Annotated in this window: 16 protein-coding genes and 1 other RNA gene; 6 read left to right on the top strand and 11 right to left on the bottom strand. The window is 40.6% G+C overall.

All coding sequences use genetic code 11. The features are described 5' to 3' along the window. The first annotated feature begins 32 nt into the window (after positions 1-32). Entirely contained in the window at positions 33-1,460 is a 1,428-nt protein-coding gene (locus IPM71_11670; GenBank protein ID QQS52829.1) for a TrkH family potassium uptake protein, read from the top strand. Between the two features lie 172 nt (positions 1,461-1,632). Here the strand turns inward: IPM71_11670 and IPM71_11665 are convergent, their stop codons facing one another. The 3 genes from IPM71_11665 to IPM71_11655 all read right to left on the bottom strand — a co-directional run bounded on the left by IPM71_11665 (position 1,633) and on the right by IPM71_11655 (position 3,993). Beyond that, a complete protein-coding gene (locus IPM71_11665) occupies positions 1,633-2,250 on the bottom strand; it encodes a threonylcarbamoyl-AMP synthase (GenBank protein QQS50242.1) in 618 nt (205 codons plus the stop codon). Between the two features lie 16 nt (positions 2,251-2,266). Then, positions 2,267-3,223, bottom strand: a complete 957-nt coding sequence (locus IPM71_11660) for a hypothetical protein (protein ID QQS50241.1) — start codon at positions 3,221-3,223, stop codon at positions 2,267-2,269. A 110-nt stretch (positions 3,224-3,333) separates the two neighbouring features. Further along, positions 3,334-3,993 (bottom strand): rhomboid family intramembrane serine protease, encoded by a 660-nt coding sequence (locus IPM71_11655; protein QQS50240.1) that lies wholly within the window; start codon positions 3,991-3,993, stop codon positions 3,334-3,336. 289 nt (positions 3,994-4,282) lie between these two features. On the opposite strand from IPM71_11655, the gene IPM71_11650 reads away from it, so the two are divergent. Together IPM71_11650 and ilvC are read left to right on the top strand one after the other, a co-directional pair. Beyond that, a complete protein-coding gene (locus IPM71_11650; GenBank protein QQS50239.1) occupies positions 4,283-5,173 on the top strand; it encodes a helix-turn-helix domain-containing protein in 891 nt (296 codons plus the stop codon). 125 nt (positions 5,174-5,298) lie between these two features. Beyond that, positions 5,299-6,777 carry a ketol-acid reductoisomerase gene (gene ilvC, locus IPM71_11645; GenBank protein ID QQS50238.1) on the top strand — a complete coding sequence of 493 codons (1,479 nt, stop codon included), beginning with the start codon at positions 5,299-5,301 and terminating at the stop codon, positions 6,775-6,777. Positions 6,778-6,939: 162 nt separating this feature from the next. Here the strand turns inward: ilvC and ilvN are convergent, their stop codons facing one another. The 6 genes from ilvN to IPM71_11615 form a co-directional block, all read right to left on the bottom strand. Beyond that, entirely contained in the window at positions 6,940-7,506 is a 567-nt protein-coding gene (gene ilvN / locus IPM71_11640; protein QQS50237.1) for an acetolactate synthase small subunit, read from the bottom strand. Between the two features lie 19 nt (positions 7,507-7,525). Beyond that, the gene (gene ilvB / locus IPM71_11635; protein QQS50236.1) at positions 7,526-9,223 is read right to left on the bottom strand and encodes a biosynthetic-type acetolactate synthase large subunit; all 1,698 of its coding nucleotides are present in this window, start codon (positions 9,221-9,223) and stop codon (positions 7,526-7,528) included. A 90-nt stretch (positions 9,224-9,313) separates the two neighbouring features. Beyond that, positions 9,314-11,140, bottom strand: coding sequence for a dihydroxy-acid dehydratase (gene ilvD, locus IPM71_11630; GenBank protein ID QQS50235.1), 1,827 nt, complete (start codon positions 11,138-11,140; stop codon positions 9,314-9,316). A gap of 388 nt (positions 11,141-11,528) precedes the next feature. Further along, positions 11,529-11,846, bottom strand: a complete 318-nt coding sequence (locus IPM71_11625) for a nucleotidyltransferase domain-containing protein (protein ID QQS50234.1) — start codon at positions 11,844-11,846, stop codon at positions 11,529-11,531. After that, positions 11,825-12,211 (bottom strand): HEPN domain-containing protein, encoded by a 387-nt coding sequence (locus IPM71_11620; GenBank protein ID QQS52828.1) that lies wholly within the window; start codon positions 12,209-12,211, stop codon positions 11,825-11,827. The genes IPM71_11625 and IPM71_11620 overlap by 22 nt, the downstream gene beginning before the upstream one ends. A 134-nt stretch (positions 12,212-12,345) precedes the next feature. Beyond that, entirely contained in the window at positions 12,346-13,107 is a 762-nt protein-coding gene (locus tag IPM71_11615; GenBank protein QQS50233.1) for a methyltransferase domain-containing protein, read from the bottom strand. Positions 13,108-13,305: 198 nt separating this feature from the next. Between IPM71_11615 and IPM71_11610 the strand changes: the two genes are divergently transcribed. Beyond that, on the top strand, positions 13,306-13,764 hold the full coding sequence (locus IPM71_11610; GenBank protein QQS50232.1) for a VOC family protein: 459 nt from the start codon (positions 13,306-13,308) through the stop codon (positions 13,762-13,764). Positions 13,765-13,767: 3 nt separating this feature from the next. Here the strand turns inward: IPM71_11610 and ffs are convergent. Next, an RNA gene (ffs, locus tag IPM71_11605) (signal recognition particle sRNA small type) lies at positions 13,768-13,867 on the bottom strand. Between the two features lie 81 nt (positions 13,868-13,948). On the opposite strand from ffs, the gene IPM71_11600 reads away from it, so the two are divergent. Both IPM71_11600 and IPM71_11595 read left to right on the top strand, forming a co-directional pair. Next, the gene (locus IPM71_11600; GenBank protein ID QQS50231.1) at positions 13,949-14,461 is read left to right on the top strand and encodes a DUF4199 domain-containing protein; all 513 of its coding nucleotides are present in this window, start codon (positions 13,949-13,951) and stop codon (positions 14,459-14,461) included. 12 nt (positions 14,462-14,473) lie between these two features. Next, positions 14,474-15,424, top strand: a complete 951-nt coding sequence (locus IPM71_11595; protein QQS50230.1) for a glycosyltransferase family 2 protein — start codon at positions 14,474-14,476, stop codon at positions 15,422-15,424. A gap of 23 nt (positions 15,425-15,447) precedes the next feature. On the opposite strand, the gene def is transcribed toward IPM71_11595, so the two are convergent. Next, entirely contained in the window at positions 15,448-16,002 is a 555-nt protein-coding gene (gene def / locus IPM71_11590) for a peptide deformylase (GenBank protein ID QQS50229.1), read from the bottom strand. Position 16,003: the final 1 nt, after the last annotated feature.

Raw genomic sequence — 16,003 nt, 5'->3', positions numbered from 1 at the left:
AAATGGTAAACATTAAAGTTGTTGGATATATCATGGGTATTTTACTCATCATTGAAGGTATATTCATCGCAACCGCCGTATCTGTCTCCCTAATCTATCACGAAGCTACCTGGAAATCAATTTTGTTATCTGCATTTATCACTTCTTTCTCTGGCACAGTAGTTTGGTGGTTCTTCAGAGATAAAAAGAAAAAATTGGGAAAAAGAGAAGGTTATCTGATTGTTACCTTTGGTTGGCTGCTTTTTTCAGCATTTGGTGCTCTTCCATTTGTTATTTCCGGCAGTATAGGGTCGTATACTGATGCCTTTTTTGAAACCATATCAGGTTTCACCACTACAGGTGCCTCCATACTATCGGCTCAGGAAATTGACCAATTACCATTGGGGCTGCATTTTTGGCGGAGCCTAATTCAATGGCTTGGTGGTATGGGAATCATTGTGTTGTCACTGGTTGTTTTGCCCACGTTAGGTATTGGTGGCATGCAACTATTTGTAGCAGAAGTTCCTGGCCCCACTCCTGATAAATTGCATCCACGTGTAAAAGAAACCGCCAAGATACTCTGGGGAGTTTATGCTGCAATTACACTCATTCAGGTTTTGCTGCTATGGGCAGGCGAAATGAACCTTTTCGATGCAGTTACCCATTCGTTTACAACCATGTCAACAGGGGGTTTCTCAACTAAAGGAGAAAACATCGCTTTCTTTCAGACAGGTTACACCCATTACATTATTTCTATTTTTATGATAATTGCCGGAATGAACTTCACACTGGCATATTTTGGTTTTCAGCTAAAATTCAGACCAATCTGGAAAAACGAAGAGTTACGGTGGTATCTGGGAATAATTTTGACATTTACAATTATAATTACTTCATTATTAATACTTTCAAATAATTCTTATTCTACCGAATCAGCCTTCAGGCATTCTCTTTTTCAAGTAGCCAGCATCATTACTACCACTGGATTCGCCACTCAGGATTACTTGAAATGGGTTCCTATAGCATGGGTTTTGCTCATGGTTTTGATGTTCATTGGAGGTTCAGCAGGTTCCACAGCCAGTAGTATTAAAGTCGTGCGCATAGTTCTATTAATTAAGAACGGGCTGCTGGAGCTTAAGAGAATTATTCACCCCAATGCGATCATCCCGGTGCGATTGGACAATCAAGCCATGCATCCAAAAATAATTTCCAGTGTACTGTCGTTTGTTACCGTATACATACTCACAGTGATTATAGGTATAGTGGTAATTTCGTTTTTAGGGTATGACCTCGAAACCTCGATAGGAGCTGTTGCTGCGACACTTGGAAATATTGGACCGGGTTTGGGCGAAGTAGGACCGGCAGGTAATTTTGGCCATTTTAGCATTTTTGGAAAATGGTTTTTCTCCTTTTTAATGCTAATTGGTCGTTTAGAACTCTTTACCGCTTTGATAATCCTTTCGCCAGCATTCTGGAAAAAATGAAGCTCCCCGCAGCAAGCTGACGGTTTATCTGCACAGGATTTTATTTTATTCGCCTCAAGAGGCGGGGTATTTACCCGCGCACCCGCTTTCAGTCCCGATGGATTTAAATCGGGATTCGACTATAAAATTTCATTTCGTGAACTCATGAAATTTAAGTCTCACGAATAAATCGCTAGATAAAATCGACATCACCAAGACCCTGACGAACCAGAATAACTTCATCGGTAGTACAATCTAATACGGTTGAAGGTACATTGTGACCAAATCCACCATCGAGCACTGCATCGACCAGGTGGCCAAAATTCTCCTGAATAAGCTGCGGATCGGTAGTATAATCGATAATTGTATCGCTATCGTGGATAGAAGTGGTGAGTATGGGGTTGCCTAATTCCTGAACAATAGCAAGAGGTATGTTATGCTTTGGAACGCGAATACCGATAGTCTTTTTCTTGTTCTTAAACGAACCTGGCAAGTTGTTATTGGCAGGAAGAATAAAAGTGTAAGGACCGGGCAGGCACTTCTTAAGCAGCCTGAAAATATTGTTGTTAATGGCGCGGGTAAAGTCCGAAAGATGACTGAGATCGGAGCAGATTATAGAAAAATTCGCCTTTTCAGGTTTTACGCCCTTGATGCGGGCAACCTTTTCTACTGCTTTTTGGTTGAAAATATCACACCCAAGTCCATACACTGTATCGGTTGGGTAAATAATTACGCCACCGGCCTTTAAAATTTCCACAACCTGTTTTATCTGACGTGGACCGGGGTTATCCGAATGAATGGGAATTAGCATGAATGATAAAAAGAGTCTAATAGAAGGTATACTCGTACCTGGTCATGAGTTTGTAGTTGGTTTTTGGATAATTCGTGTATTCTTCTACACAAACTCCTGAAGAACCATAAGTATACTTTTTCAGGTTATAGTCAGTTTCGGTTTTTCGCTTCCATTTATATACCGATACCCGACCCTGGGTGTCGTATTCGTAAAGTTTTTTGTCGTACTTATCGTTAGCCCCGGTATCTTCTGAAAGTTTAATCAAATCTCCATTTGCATTGTAAATATATTCCAGGCGATTGTTAAGTTTGCCGAGACGATATTTTTCCTCAAGCAAAACCTGACCCTTTGCATTGTACTGCAGTACGCGTCTTTCAAGCTCGGTTCCATCCAGACCTAATGTAGTTTCCTTTAAAATCTGACCTTTATCGTCAAATATCAACTGTATGGTCGATTTAGGGTCTTTTCCTTTGTGCAATACAGATACATTAGCATTTTTTCCGCTATAGCTATATACCCTTTTTTCATCCAGAAGATTATCTACATAGTACTTTATTTCCATTACCTTCCCACCCTTTTCGTAGGTATAGACAGTTTTAAACGAAGCAGATCCGTCATATCCGGCTTCCAGTATAATATTATCAACCATATCATACTCCGAAGTTTTTTTATATTCGCCAGATACGCTGTAGCGCTCATACAAAACACGGTTTCCGCGGGCATCATAGCCATAATATTCTTTGACAGTTGTATCACCTTTTGCATTAAAAGTAAAAGTCATCACCACTAGACCACTTCGGTTGTATTTACTCATGGAGGTTTTCACACCTTGTTTTTCCATTACACCATCTTTGTAGGGAAAATCATAGCTTATTCGCTCTTTCACCTGATACTTCTTAAACAACTCCCGTTCTTGTTCTTCTATAGTTTGTGCAGCAATAAAAGAAAAAGTAGTTGTGAGTAAAAGAAGAAAACTAAATATTTTTTTCATCTGTTTAAAACAATTTCGCAGTTGTTAAGTACTAATTTATCTACTTTTTTTATTTAATCAATGATATGGTGATCTAATAATGAATAGAAGTTCGAATTATTTATCTGTTATCAGGAAGCTTTTTCCTCCCCTTCCTGGTATTCTTCGAATTCAAAATCAGATTCTTCATCCTCCAAGTCATTTTCCTGAGTGGGTAAAACAGGTCCGGAATCTTTATAATAAACGGCAAGTATTATGCCAGCAATTAGTCCCATCAGATGCCCTTCCCACGAAACCTTCTCATCAACAGGTAAAATACCCCACACCATGCTTCCATACAAAAAGGCAACTAACAACGAAATAGCAAGCAAATGGCGATGCTTTAATAGAATTCCACTCACAAAAACAAAGGAGCCATAGCCATAGATTAACCCGCTGGCCCCAATATGGTATGCTTCGCGTGCAAAAAACCAAAGCCAGAATTGTGAGATGAAATAAATAAGAAAAAAAGCTTTCCATGCCACTTTGTGGTAAAAATAAAATACAGCCCAGCTTAAAAAGAACAAGGAAAAAGTATTGTTAAACAAATGTTTCCAGTCGCCATGCAACAAAGGACCAAATACAATTCCAGGAAGACCTTTGGCTTTTAAAGGATACAACCCCAATTGCACAAAACTTGTATCGGAGAGTGTTTCGATAAGTTTGACTACCCAAAGCAAAGCCACAAACAAGAGGGGAAATACCATGCTTACAAGCAATCGCCTTTTATCAATATCTTCAGCCAAGCTCATTTGTTGAATTTAAGTTTTGCGTAAAAAAAACAGGCCGCAAAAAAAGGAATAAAAAACCAGCTCTATAACCCGTAATTCTCCATTCGTATTTTCAGCCTGATAAAGATAAACACAAAGCCCCGAAACTGAAAGAGAAAAAAAAGGAAGAACCTATCAGCAATGCTTTGGATTTATTTGACCCACATTATACAAGTCCGCATTGATTTTTTAATCTAAAAATGCGATAAGCTTCGAACCAGTTATTTCAGATATTCGAAGGAACTATTGGTTTTTTTGTAATATTGCCCTTATGGTGTGGAACAAAAATATTCCGGTATACAGCCTCGATAAATTTCGTAAGGTCGATAAGCTAAATCAACTATTTCAGGTTGAAGTATTCGATGCCAACCGGCATTTTAATGTAAGCTATCCGCACCGACACGATTTTTACGAGATCCTTTATCTGAATAAAGGTTCCGGATTTCATATTATCGACCAAGAGAAATACGAGATAAGGCCTCCATGTGTATTTTTCTTATCACCAGGACAAACACACGCCCTCGAACTCTCACATGATATCGAAGGGTATATCTTACTTTTCACTGCTGAATTCTACCTGCTAGAGCAAAAAAATAAAAACAGGCTGCTGGAATATCCTTTTTTCTTCTCGGCAGAACAAAAGAATCCACCTCTTTATCTCTCAGACCATAGCGACAAAAGTTTTATTGAAACATTGTTTGTTCGGGCCTGCGAAGAAATAGCACTAAAAGAAAAATGTTCGAGCGAACTGATTCGTTCCATACTCGATCTTATTCTGCTTACCTGCGACAAGCATTACCCTGAGCAACTAAGAACTATTCTAATGAGCAAAGGGCACCTGCTTGTGAAGCGATTTCTGTTTCTTATCGAGGAAAATTACCAGAATAATTTGCGGGTAAACGATTATGCCCACATGCTGGCAATTACTCCAAACCACCTCACACAAATGGTGAAGCAGGTTACAGGCAAAACTTCCCTTGAACTGCTTCAAGATAAAATTACTGTTGAGGTTAAGCGACTTCTGATACACACCAACCTTTCCGTTTCGGAGATAGCCGAGAAAATGAAATTCCCCGATCAAAGTTATTTTACCAAATATTTCAAAAAAAGCACAGGAATTACCCCGCTTCAATATAGAAGAGAATCTATGAAAATTACCTAAAATACCTTTATTTTTTACAGGCACTTCAGAAATAAATGTTGTTCCTTTGTATCATAGAGTTATGCTCTGTTCAATTGTCTTAATTGCTTTCAGTACAAAACATATTCAAACTAAAAAATAAGAAAATGGCAAATTATTTTAATTCACTTCCTTTTCGTCTTCAGGTAGAAGAACTAGGCAAATGCGAATTTATGGACAGTTCGGAATTTGCAGATGGAGTTACCAAATTAAAAGGAAAAAAAATTGTAATTGTTGGTTGTGGCGCCCAGGGACTTGCCCAAGGTCTTAACATGCGCGATAGTGGTCTTGATGTGGCATATGCTTTACGTAAAGTGGAGATTGACGAAAACCAAATTTCTTATCAAAACGCTAAAAACGAAAAATTTACAATAGGCACTATTGAAGAAATGGTTCCGAAAGGTGACCTTGTTTTAAACCTGACACCAGACAAATACCACACTCCGGTAGTGAATCATATAATGCCCCTAATGAAAAAAGGTGCATGTCTTTCATATTCACACGGATTTAATATCGTCGAAGAAGGCATGCAAATCCGCAAGGACCTTACAGTAATTATGGTTGCTCCTAAATCGCCGGCCTCAGAAGTACGTGCTGAATTCCTTCGTGGCTTTGGTGTTCCTACCCTGATTGCTGTTCACCGCGAAAACGACCCCAATGGCGATGGCCTCGAAATTGCCAAAGCCTATTGCGTAGGTACTGGTGGTCATAAAGCAGGCGTGTTGCATTCAAGTTTTGTGGCTGAAGTAAAATCTGATCTTATGGGCGAGCAAACCATATTGTGCGGATTGCTTCAAACAGGCTCTATTCTCTCATTCAACAAAATGATTGAGAAAGGTATTGAGCCAGGATATGCCTCAAAATTGATTCAATATGGCTGGGAAGTTATTACCGAAGCACTCAAACTGGGTGGTATTACCCACATGATGGACCGCCTTTCGAATCCGGCAAAAGTTGAAGCTTTTAAACTGGCCGAAGAACTAAAAAGAATTATGCGCCCCTTGTTTCAAAAACACCAGGACGATATTCTTTCAGGTGAGTTCTCTAAAACCATGATGGTTGACTGGGCCAATGGCGATAAAAACCTGCTTACCTGGAGAGCAGCCACCGGTGAAACCGCTTTTGAAAAAACACCCGCAACCTCTGCTCCTATTGCCGAACAGGAATATTTTGATAACGGAACCCTTTTGGTTGCTTTTGTAAAGGCTGGCGTAGAACTGGCTTATGAAGTAATGACAGAGGCAGGCATGAAACCCGAATCAGCCTATTACGAATCGCTTCATGAAACTCCACTGATTGCCAATACCATTGCCCGCAAAAAGTTATTCGAAATGAATCGTGTAATTTCTGATACAGCCGAGTATGGTTGTTATTTGTTCGATCATGCCTGTAAGCCTCTGCTGGCAAACTTTATGAGCAAAATAGACACCAATGTAATTGGTAAAAATTACAATGCAAGTTTAAAAGACATGCATGTGGACAATTACGAATTAATTCAGATTAACGAAGAAATTCGTTACCACGACATTGAGATGGTTGGTGCCGAATTGCGCGAAGCAATGACCAACATGAAGGCTATAATTTAAGCTTTCGAATATTTCTGGATTGAACTGTATTATCAATTCAGTCTAAAATAACAAAGCCATTCTGCTAATGAAGTATCATTTTGCAGAATGGTTTTTTTTTTGTCTTTTATTTTTTACCCTAAATAGGGCATCAGGCAATCCTTGATAAGAACTTCGAATAAACTATTGTGAAGTTTCGTGTAATTGAGTCACCAGCTGAAGTTCCTTTTCGTCGAGTTCCTTCAGGTAGTTGGTTAGTAATTCTTCACTCAGGCGGGTAACAGCCACACGTCCTGAACGGGTAAACTGCCTTACACCAAATTCGGTAAGAATTTCGAATAGTTCTTGTGTTTCTTCGCAGTGCCCTGTTTTTTCAATCACCGTGTACTCGGGCATTACTTCGAGAATACGTGCATTGTGTTTGCGAATTATGCTTTCGAGGTTGTTGCTGGCCAACAAAGCTTCGGTGGGTACCTTGTAGAGAGCAATTTCCTGATAAACAATTTCTTCATTCGGATGGTAAAAAGCTTTTAGAACTTCTACCAGTTTATCGATCTGTTTTACAACCTTTTCTACCTTTTCCTGGGTTTCGATTACAACAATTGTAAACTTGGAGATGCCACGAATAGCCGATTCAGAAACTGTTAAACTATGAATATTCACATTGCGTCGGGTAAATATGATGGTAATGCGGTTTAGCAACCCGATATGGTTTTCAGAAAAAGCTGTAATGGTGTATGTATTTGTCATGATTGCAGTTTTTTTTCAGTTATTTTTTTGCCGGTTCCAGTATTACCTCTGCTACTGATGCACCAGTAGGAACCATTGGAAATACGTTATCTTCCTTCTCAATCGATACTTCTAAAAGGTAGGCTCCCGAGTGAGCCAACATCTCTTCCACCCCACCCACAAGATTGGGTCGGTCAAGAATCTTTTTACCCTTGATACCAAAAGCCTCTGCAAGTTTTATAAAATCAGGATTCATCATATAGGTTTGAGAGTACCTGCTATCGAAAAAGAGCTGTTGCCATTGCCTTACCATACCGAGGTATTTATTGTTCAGCAATACTATTTTTACAGCTGCCTCCGATTGCATGATTGTTCCCAGCTCCTGTATGGTCATTTGCAAACCTCCATCACCTACAATTAAGACTACTTCCTTTTCCGGGGCACCCATTTTAGCTCCAAAAGCAGCGGGAAGTCCAAAACCCATGGTTCCAAGCCCACCAGAAGTAATGAAAGAACGGCGCGACTGCCTTTTACAATAGCGTGAGGCAAACATCTGGTGCTGACCTACATCGGTAACGTAAACAACGTTATCTTTTGTTTTTTCATTTAATATTCTGATTACTTCGGCCATGGTAATGCCCTCCTTAGTCGGATACATCTCCAAGTCGATTACTTTCTCCTTTTCAATTTTATCGAGTTCTCTAAATTTAGCAACCCAGGCCGAATGGTCTCTTTTCTCGACCAGTTTAGTCAACATAGGTAGGGTATCCTTCACATCTCCGTGTATCGCTACATCGGCCTTTTTAATTTTATTTATTTCAGCCGAATCAATTTCGAGGTGTATAATTCTGGCTTGATTGGCATAACGCTTCAAATCGCCGGTTACGCGGTCATCGAAGCGCATTCCAACAGCGATAATCGTATCGCAATCGTTGGTTAAAATGTTGGTTGAGTAGTTGCCATGCATTCCGAGCATACCCATATTCAGAGGATGGTTTGTATCGAGTGCTGTTACACCCAATATAGTCCAGGCAGCAGGAATACCAGACTTCTCGACAAATGCCTTAAACTCCTCTTCGGCATTGCCAAGCACAATTCCTTGTCCAAAAAGTATGTATGGCTTCTTCGATTCATTAATCAGTTTAGCAGCCTCCGATACTGCCTCTTCATTAATAGTAGGCTTAGGAACATAGCTTCGTATATAGCTGCACTTTTTATAATGAAAATCAAGTGGTCCAAATTGGGCATCTTTGGCTATGTCAATAAGTACAGGTCCTGGACGCCCGGTGCTGGCAATGTAAAAGGCTTTGGCAATTGCCCATGGAATCTCTTCTGATTTGGTAACCAGGTAATTCCATTTAGTAACAGGCATTGAAATACCTACCACGTCTGTTTCCTGAAAGGCATCGGTGCCCAATAAGGGCGAACCCACCTGACCTGTGATGCATACCAAAGGGGTTGAATCAATCATGGCATCGGCAATGCCAGTAATCAGGTTGGTTGCACCAGGTCCGGAAGTAGCCATGCACACTCCTACCCTTCCGGTAACTCGTGCATAACCTTGAGCTGCATGAATGGCACCTTGCTCATGACGGGTTAGAATGTGTTTTATCTGATCCTGGTATTGCATCATGGCATCATAAACCGGCATGATTGCACCTCCGGGATATCCAAAAATGAACTCTGTTCCTTCTTCGATTAGCGATAGCAATACCGCCTGCGATCCAGTAATTTTCATAAGTCTGAAAGATGTTTATTGATACTAAACCTTTTTTACAATTTATCTAAGTCCTAAAAACAAGCACTTGTATTAGTAATTTTGAAGTCATTATAATTTTCGCACAGCACCCGTATCGGCAGATGTAACCATACTGGCATAGGCCTGCAGGGCTTTGGAAATAACCCGTTTGCGTGTTTTTGGTGTAAAAGCCTTTTCGCCACGTTGCTTTTCCTCGTTCCGTCGTTTCTCCATCTCATCTTTGGAAATAAGCACGTCGATTGAACGTTTGGGAATATTAATTTCGATGATATCCCCGTCATGTACCAGTCCGATTTCACCTCCTGCTGCTGCTTCCGGAGATACATGTCCTATGGATAGACCCGAAGTACCTCCTGAAAACCGACCATCGGTAACCAGGGCACATGCCTTGCCTAAACCTTTAGATTTAATATAAGATGTAGGATAAAGCATTTCCTGCATACCCGGACCACCTTTCGGGCCTTCGTAGCGGATAATGACAACCTCACCAGATTTTACCTTATCTCCCAGAATACCTTCAATGGCTGCGTCCTGCGATTCAAACACACGGGCAGGACCTTTAAAAAGGAAAATTGATTCATCTACCCCGGCAGTTTTTACCACGCATCCGTTTGTAGCAATGTTGCCAAACAATACAGCCAATCCACCTTCTTTGGTATAGCATTTTTCAATACTCCGGATACAACCTTTTTCGCGGTCGGAGTCGAATTCTTTGAAAAATACAGCCTGGCTGCCCATTTTAAGGTTTTTAATCCCGGCAGGGGCACTTTTATAAATATTCTCCGCTTCAGCATCGACCTTGTTTGAGGTGACTGAGTATTTCTGAATAGCTTCGCCCAGGCTAAGCCCATCCACCCGATGAACATCGAGTTTTAGCAAGTTGCCTTTGGCTAACTCGCCCAGAATGCCCAGAATACCTCCGGCACGGTTCACGTCTTCGATATGGTACAAAGGAGAATTGGGAGATACCTTGCAAAGCACTGGTACTTTTCGTGACAGTTCGTCGATGTCTTTCATGTTAAACTTCACTTCTGCCTCATGGGCAATTGCCAGTATATGCAGAATGGTATTGGTAGAGCCGCCCATAGCTATATCGAGCGCCATGGCATTTAAAAAAGCATCGCGAGTGGCTATATTGCGAGGCAAAACTTTGTTGTTACCCTCGAAATAATATTCATTGGTAATTTGAACAATGCGGGCAGCAGCTGTTTCGAAAAGACCCATACGGTTTTTGTGAGTAGCTACAATGGTTCCGTTACCAGGTAAAGCAAGGCCTATGGCCTCGTTGAGGCAGTTCATGGAATTGGCTGTAAACATACCCGAGCAGGAACCACAAGTGGGACAAGCCTCCTGCTCGACCAGTGCTATCTCTTTATCTGAAACTTTATCGTCAGCAGCCATTACCATGGCATCGACCAGGTCGTACTTCTTGTTTCCTACTTTTCCGGCCTCCATAGGACCACCTGATACAAAAACAGTAGGTATATTTAGACGCATGGCAGCCATGAGCATTCCGGGGGTGATTTTATCGCAATTGCTAATGCAGATCATGGCATCGGCCTTATGGGCATTTACCATATACTCTACACTGTCGGCAATTAAATCGCGCGAGGGCAAAGAATAAAGCATTCCATCGTGCCCCATGGCAATACCATCGTCAATGGCTATGGTATTAAACTCAGCTGCAAAACATCCGTGAGACTCGATAATAGCTTTTACCTGTTGGCCAATTGCGTGCAAGTGAGTATGACCAGGCACAAACTGAGTAAACGAGTTGACCACCGCAATAATGGGTTTGCCAATTTGTTCCTCTTTCATTCCCGATGCTCTCCAGAGGCTTCGTGCCCCTGCCATCAGACGACCTTGGGTAGTGGTGTTGCTGCGTAATGTTGGCATATTAAGTGTTTTAAAAAATTAACAAATGAAAAGAGCCATTCTCTGTGGTAAGAATGGCTCTACTATTTTTTATTAAGTACTATCCACTCTTACCTCACCGTGTACACGACGATAAGCACAAGAACTGATAGTATGACTAAGCTGATATTTATCATCCTTTTATGAATGTGAAGCAAATATAGCCAATATCTTGAAAAAGCTTATAAAATGAAGAATTTTTTTTACCCTTTTTAACTTATCGGTTGATGGTAAGGTTTCATGCGGGATTTCGAAGCTATTTCCTATCAGTTTACTACCTGCCTTTTTTACGAGCCACAAACGCCCTAAATCCTCTGAACCGACCAAAGGGAGTTCAGCGAAGCTAAACCCGCATGAAATCTACCATTTGTTAGGCCAGGTTGATTTTTATATCTTGCCCGTATTTAATAATCTCGTTTACTAATGGATTTGTTATATCAAAATCCTTTTCTCTAAATGGATGTGGCTCAATCCGACTATCAATTTTCCTTCTCAATCTCATCAAATCCACTTGTATGTCAATCAGATTATTATAGTCTTTTAAAATCACTGCAATATCAATGTCGCTATCCTCATTGTAGTTGCCTTTTGCGTAAGAACCAAAAAGTATTATTTTCACAAAATCATATTTTGATTTTACTGCATTTGCATATTTTACGGCTAAATCTAAAGCATCTCCTTTATCCATGTCCGAATAATTTTAATTTTCTCTATCCAGTTTTTGGTATAATCAGGAGTGCTCAGCTTGTAAAACTCCTTTTTATAATCATCATATCTGGCATTTAAGTTAAATGATGTAATTTCATCTAGCCAGTCAGAATATTCTTCTGACAGTTCTAATCCAATTAATTCTCCTAATCTGTATAAATTATGAATAAAAGGAGCATGCTCTTTAAATTTCTTTACATAGAGAGCTTTGAGTAATTTCTCAGTTGAGATGTGTCCAAGAAATAAAGACCAACCGAATGATTGTGAATTATATAAAGTCAGCATGGTATTGAAGTCATCATCCGATGTCTCAATCCAATGTTTTATAACCTTGTCAACATCAATATTTGATTTATTATCACTCATTAATCAGTTTTTTCAGTCTCAAAGATAGCAATTTAAAATCGGTAAATTATTGCCATTGTAGCTGTCGCTCAATGTGGCATAACTTTTTTATATACAGAATATTACAGGAGTAATTAAAGTGCTTTTTTACATGCAAACATAAATTCACTTACCTTCACACTATACCGTTCTTTCAATTCATCGCTTAACTCGTGGGTATAGCTTTCTTCGTCGATAATAAACCCTGCCCTGCGTAATAAATCCGGATAATCCCGCCCATAAACCCTCACATGGTCGTACTGACCAAAAATGCGGGCACGTTCCCTGGGGTCTGTAATACTCATATCTTCAAAAGTATGCTCGCGCGAAAAATTCACTGGTACCTGAAGTATGGCATATCCGCCGGGTTTGAGTACTCTTAGTATTTCAGACATTGCCAACTGATCATTATCGACATGCTCCAACACATGGTTGCAAATAACCAGGTCAAAATTTTCCTTTTCGAAAGGCAACTTTTGCACATCGCAACGGTAATCGGCCAAAGGAGAGAAGAGGTCGGCAGTAGAATAATCAAGGTTCTTCATCTTCCGGAAGCGCTTTAAAAACGATTGTTCTGGTGCAATATGCAATACTTTTTGTTTTTGACTAAAGAACTGCGTTTTGTTTTGCAGGTACAGCCACATCAGCCGGTGCCGCTCTAGCGACAAACAGCCAGGACACAAGGCATTGGCACGCAGGTTTCCATAGCCATAGGGCAGAAACTTACGAAATGTTCCCTTGCATACCGGACACTCGTATCTTTTGCCATAATAAAATAGTCGCGAAAAAGGTATGAACAGATAGCTCATCCGAATAAGCCATGGACGTGGTATAGTATTTAAAATTTGTTTAATCATGATTCATTGAAAAAATTGGGTTGGCAAGCAACAACATTACAGCCATTCCGAAACCTGATTCTATTCATTGGTATTGAAGCCAAAAGTAATAAAAACCCCTTTCGTAAATTAATTCCCCGTAAAGTTGAATTTATTTTTCTAAAAGCAATTTGATTTTTTTACATTCGCAGAGCTATTCAACAAATCACAATACACGCTATGAGACCCTTTAAAGTTTTAGGCATACAGCAAATTGCAATAGGCGGCGAAGATAAGAACAAACTTGCCAAATTCTGGATCGAAATTATGGGCTTATCAAAGGTTAAAACCTTTGTCAGTGAGCGCGAAAATGTCGACGAAGACGTGTTACAAATGGGCAAAGGAGTTTATGCCGTAGAAGTAGACATTATGCAACCCATCGATGTCAATAAAAAACCCCGTGTTGACGAACCAAAACTGAACCATATCGGCTTGTGGATCGACAACCTTCCAAAAGCAGTAGAATGGTTAACCGAGCAGGGAGTACGTTTTACACCCGGAGGTATAAGGCCTGGTGCAAGCGGACATGACATAGTATTTATTCATCCGAAAGGAAACGAAGAATTTCCTTTGTGCAGCGAAGGTGTATTGGTAGAATTGGTTCAGGCTCCTGAGGAAGTAATCAAAGCCCTCTCATAAAAAAGCGGGTAAGCTACTTACATCGCACCGCTACAACCGTCTACCCTTGCTACCTTCCGGTCCTGGGGGGGTTCAACAGGAGCTGGCCGTGTAAGACTTACCCGGGGCGACAAAAGTATAAACTTTATTTAATACTGCAAACAAAATAATTAAGTCCACAGATATCAAACTCATTTCTACACATATGAAGCCAATTTATAAACACGCTCTCACTTTTGGACTAAGTCTGGGAATCACCCTAAGCCTTTTTGAACTGCTAGGTTACTTCCTGGGAATAGTTATCAAGCCCATTATGTCGTTAATTTATATTGCCGTGGTGGTGTCGATGCTCATTATCGCCATTCGTAAATTTCGCGACCAAGCCGAGGGAGGTTTTCTCTCTTTTGGCAATGCCTTTTTGGTAAGTTTTTTTACCTGCCTCATTGCCGGTGCAATTTGGGCTGTTTACCGATTTGCCGAATATACCCTGGCTCCGGGCATCATCGAAGAAACACTTCTGACTTTGGAAGAGGAATTTCTGAAAAACAACATGAGCGAAGACCAGATTGAATCGATCATGAAACTTTACACCTTGTTTTTCACACCTGCTGTGGTAGCTGTAACCACTTTCGTTTTTAATATGGGGTTTGGTGGTGCTATTTTAAGCCTTATTTTTGCTGCCATCTACAAACGTGAAAAGAATCCGCTTACTGCCTGAAAAAAACACACTATGGATGTTTCTGTTGTAATACCCTTGTATAACGAGGCCGAATCGCTTCCTGAACTGGTAAGCTGGATTAAGCGAGTAATGGACGAAAACCATTACGCCTACGAGATAATCCTTATCGACGATGGCAGTACAGACGAATCATGGGAAGTAATTCAGCAACAGAAGCTTTCAAACTCCAATATCAGGGGTATTCGGTTTAGACGCAATTATGGAAAATCGGCTGCCCTCCAGACTGGCTTTTCGCATGCCAAAGGGCAGGTGGTAATGACTATGGATGCCGACCTGCAGGATAACCCCGAAGAAATTCCAGATTTCTATCAGATGATAACTCAAGAAGGCTACGACCTGGTATCGGGATGGAAAAAGAAACGCTACGATCCGGTTTTTTCGAAAAATCTGCCAAGTAAGTTTTTCAACTGGACAGCCAGACGGATGAGTGGAATTAGACTTCACGACTTTAATTGCGGCATCAAAGCCTATCGGTTGAAGGTAGTAAAGAGCATAGAAGTTTATGGCGACATGCATCGCTACATTCCTGTACTTGCTAAATGGGCCGGATTTAAAAAGATAGGAGAAAAGGTGGTTCAGCATCAAGAACGTAAATACGGAAACACCAAATTTGGCATCGAGCGCTTTATTCGCGGTCCACTGGATTTATTATCGGTGATGTTTATTTCCAAATTCAGTAAACGACCCATGCACCTTTTTGGAATTTGGGGAGCACTGATGTTCATTATAGGATTTGGCCTGGCAATATACCTTGGAATAAATAAATTATTTGCATTACTCCATCATATTCCTGCACGATTGGTAACCGACAGCCCGTTTTTTTACATTGCCCTTTCGTGCATGATACTCGGCACACAGCTGTTCCTTGCCGGTTTTCTTGGCGAGCTCATTTCACGAAGTGCTACGGACCGAAACAAATATTTAATCGAGGAAGAATTGTAAAATTACAAGATCTCGAATTTGCCTTACTTCAGCAATTTGGTCTTGTAAGCTGCCTGCACCTTACCTTTGGCGATATTTCCCAATTTACCTTTGATCAGTTTCTTTTTTAGAGGCGATACCTTATCGACAAAGAGCACCCCATCGAGGTGATCGTATTCGTGTTGAATGATACGGGCTTTCACCCCATCGTATGTTTCCTTATGATAAGTAAAATTTTCATCGTAGTATTCGAGGGTAACAATACCTGGCCTTAACACCTCTTCGCGCAACTCAGGTATACTCAGGCAACCTTCTACAAAAAGCCATTTGTCGCCCTTTTCTTCCAGAATACGGGGATTGATAAACACTTTACGGAAATCAGCCAGCGATGGATTCTCATCGGCCATAGGTGATGCATCGATGACAAACAAACGAATGGATTTTCCGATTTGCGGTGCTGCAAGCCCTACTCCATCTGAAACAACCATGGTTTCGAACATATCGCCAATAAGCTGACCGAGGTCAGGATAATCGGGACTAATATCTTCCGAAATCCTACGCAACAGAGGCGAACCATATACAACAATTGGATAAACCATA

Source organism: Bacteroidota bacterium, from assembly GCA_016699695.1.
Lineage (GTDB): Bacteria > Bacteroidota > Bacteroidia > Bacteroidales > UBA10428 > UBA10428.
Note: the sequence above shows the minus strand (reverse complement) of the source record. Positions and strands in the feature narration are given on the sequence as shown.

Bases quoted from the DNA above. Each gene is read 5' to 3' on its own strand.
- IPM71_11670 (QQS52829.1), top strand. From the start codon at position 33: ATGGGTATTTTACTCATCATTGAAGGTATATTCATCGCAACCGCCGTA.
- IPM71_11665 (QQS50242.1), bottom strand. From the start codon at position 2,250: ATGCTAATTCCCATTCATTCGGATAACCCCGGTCCACGTCAGATAAAA.
- IPM71_11660 (QQS50241.1), bottom strand. From the start codon at position 3,223: ATGAAAAAAATATTTAGTTTTCTTCTTTTACTCACAACTACTTTTTCT.
- IPM71_11655 (QQS50240.1), bottom strand. From the start codon at position 3,993: ATGAGCTTGGCTGAAGATATTGATAAAAGGCGATTGCTTGTAAGCATG.
- IPM71_11650 (QQS50239.1), top strand. From the start codon at position 4,283: ATGGTGTGGAACAAAAATATTCCGGTATACAGCCTCGATAAATTTCGT.
- ilvC (QQS50238.1), top strand. From the start codon at position 5,299: ATGGCAAATTATTTTAATTCACTTCCTTTTCGTCTTCAGGTAGAAGAA.
- ilvN (QQS50237.1), bottom strand. From the start codon at position 7,506: ATGACAAATACATACACCATTACAGCTTTTTCTGAAAACCATATCGGG.
- ilvB (QQS50236.1), bottom strand. From the start codon at position 9,223: ATGAAAATTACTGGATCGCAGGCGGTATTGCTATCGCTAATCGAAGAA.
- ilvD (QQS50235.1), bottom strand. From the start codon at position 11,140: ATGCCAACATTACGCAGCAACACCACTACCCAAGGTCGTCTGATGGCA.
- IPM71_11625 (QQS50234.1), bottom strand. From the start codon at position 11,846: ATGGATAAAGGAGATGCTTTAGATTTAGCCGTAAAATATGCAAATGCA.
- IPM71_11615 (QQS50233.1), bottom strand. From the start codon at position 13,107: ATGATTAAACAAATTTTAAATACTATACCACGTCCATGGCTTATTCGG.
- IPM71_11610 (QQS50232.1), top strand. From the start codon at position 13,306: ATGAGACCCTTTAAAGTTTTAGGCATACAGCAAATTGCAATAGGCGGC.
- IPM71_11600 (QQS50231.1), top strand. From the start codon at position 13,949: ATGAAGCCAATTTATAAACACGCTCTCACTTTTGGACTAAGTCTGGGA.
- IPM71_11595 (QQS50230.1), top strand. From the start codon at position 14,474: ATGGATGTTTCTGTTGTAATACCCTTGTATAACGAGGCCGAATCGCTT.
- def (QQS50229.1), bottom strand. From the start codon at position 16,002: ATGGTTTATCCAATTGTTGTATATGGTTCGCCTCTGTTGCGTAGGATT.